Here is a 2076-nt window from a genome sequence, read left to right on the forward strand (position 1 = left end):
CATTCGCGAGCAAGCCCGCTCCCACAGGAGTTATAAGCAATCAAATGGGATTCGGGCAATCTATGAAGATATGCTCCAAAGCAAAGCGCCGCGCCAGGTAATCGCCCAACGCCTGCACACCATAGCGCTCGGTCGCGTGGTGCCCGGCGGCGATGAAGCTGATGCCGTTTTCCCGGGCGCTATGGAAAGTCTGCTCGGACGCCTCGCCACTGAGAAACAGATCAACCCCGGCCAGCACGGCCTGATCGATATAACCCTGGCCTCCGCCAGTGCACCAGCCGACCCGGCGGATCATCTGCTCGCCTTCGATCAACAAAGGCTCGCGGCCCATGACTTCCTGCACTTTACGGGCGAAGTCCCGAGGCGTCATCGGTTCAGACAAGGAGCCCACCAGGCCGACCACCTTGGGGTTGTCCGGGTCCAGCGGCCCTTCGACGGTAATGTCCAACTGGCGTGCCAATTGCACGTTATTGCCCACCTCGGCATGCAGATCCAGCGGCAAGTGATAGGCCAGCAGACTGATATCGTGCTTGAGCAAGGTTTTGAGGCGACGCTGCTTCATGCCGGTCACGCACGGATTCTCGCCTTTCCAGAAATACCCGTGATGCACCAGCACCAGATCAGCGTCAGCCTCCACTGCGGCATCGAGCAACGCTTGGCTGGCGGTGACGCCGCTGACAATGCGCGTGACCTGAGGAGCCCCTTCGACCTGCAAACCGTTGGGGCAGTAATCGGCAATCCTGGCGGCGGCCAGATAACGATCCGCTTCTTCTACCAGGGTGTTCAGGGCTACGGCCATGAAAAGACTCCTAAATATCCCGTTCAGAGGCGCGCGCGGCCTCGTATAATGCGCGACATTATGGGCGGTCTCACTCCGTCTGCAACCTTCGTAGGACGTGCTTAATGCTCAAGGCGCTGCGTTTTTCCGGCTGGCCTCTGTTGGCCGGCGTGCTGGTCGCTCTACTGATTATCCAGCGTTATCCGGAGTGGGTCGGCCTGCCGAGCCTCGACGTCAACCTGCAGCAGGCGCCACAGACCAAGGCACTGCAACAAGGACCGGTGTCCTATGCCGACGCCGTGACGATCGCGGCACCGGCCGTGGTCAACCTGTACACCACCAAGGTCGTCAACAAGTCCAGCCATCCACTGTTCGAAGACCCGCAGTTCCGGCGCTTCTTCGGCGATAACTCACCCAAGCAGAAACGCATGGAGTCGAGCCTGGGTTCGGGCGTGATCATGAGCCCGGAAGGTTATATTCTGACCAATAACCACGTCACCAGCGGCGCCGACCAGATCGTGGTGGCCCTCAAGGATGGTCGCGAAACCCTGGCCCGAGTGATCGGCAGCGACCCGGAAACCGACCTCGCGGTGCTGAAGATCGACCTGAAGAACATGCCGGCCATCACCATTGGGCGTTCGGACAGCATTCGCATCGGCGATGTCGCCCTGGCCATCGGCAACCCCTTCGGCGTCGGCCAGACCGTGACCATGGGCATCATCAGCGCCACTGGGCGCAATCAGTTGGGCCTGAACAATTACGAAGACTTCATCCAGACCGACGCCGCGATCAACCCCGGGAACTCCGGCGGCGCGCTGGTGGATGCCAACGGCAATCTGACCGGGATCAACACGGCGATCTTCTCCAAATCCGGCGGCAGTCAGGGCATCGGTTTTGCGATTCCGGTGAAGCTGGCCATGGAAGTGATGAAGTCCATCATCGAACACGGCCAGGTGATTCGGGGCTGGCTGGGTATTGAAGTGCAGCCGCTGTCCCAGGAGCTGGCAGAATCCTTCGGCCTGTCCGGGCGTCCCGGGATCGTGGTAGCAGGCATTTTCCGCGATGGCCCGGCCCAGAAGGCCGGGTTGCAACTGGGCGACGTGATCCTGAGCATCGACGGCGAACCCGCCGGTGACGGCCGCCGCTCAATGAACCAGGTGGCGCGGATCAAACCCACCGACAAGGTCACCATCCAGGTGATGCGCAACGGCAAGGAGCTCAAGCTCACCGCTGAAATCGGTTTGCGCCCACCGCCGGCACCGGTGGTGCTCAAGGAAGAAGAGTAAATCCCCGTGGCG

The 2076-nt window shown here is 61.1% G+C and carries 2 protein-coding genes; one reads left to right on the top strand and one right to left on the bottom strand.

Annotated elements, in window-relative coordinates; translation table 11 throughout:
• Positions 1-40: 40 nt before the first annotated feature.
• Positions 41-799 (bottom strand): Nif3-like dinuclear metal center hexameric protein, encoded by a 759-nt coding sequence (locus HU811_RS26735; RefSeq protein ID WP_047228650.1) that lies wholly within the window; start codon positions 797-799, stop codon positions 41-43.
• 104 nt (positions 800-903) lie between these two features.
• Here HU811_RS26735 and algW point away from each other — a divergent pair, with 104 nt between their 5' ends.
• Entirely contained in the window at positions 904-2064 is a 1161-nt protein-coding gene (gene algW / locus HU811_RS26740; RefSeq protein ID WP_092394046.1) for a Do family serine endopeptidase AlgW, read from the top strand.
• The last annotated feature ends 12 nt before the right edge of the window (positions 2065-2076 follow it).

The sequence above is a fragment of the Pseudomonas tehranensis genome (assembly GCF_014268615.1).
Taxonomy (GTDB): domain Bacteria; phylum Pseudomonadota; class Gammaproteobacteria; order Pseudomonadales; family Pseudomonadaceae; genus Aquipseudomonas; species Aquipseudomonas tehranensis.

Coding starts and splice junctions, on each gene's coding strand:
- algW (WP_092394046.1), top strand. CDS start 904: ATGCTCAAGGCGCTGCGTTTTTCCGGCTGGCCTCTGTTGGCCGGCGTG.
- HU811_RS26735 (WP_047228650.1), bottom strand. CDS start 799: ATGGCCGTAGCCCTGAACACCCTGGTAGAAGAAGCGGATCGTTATCTG.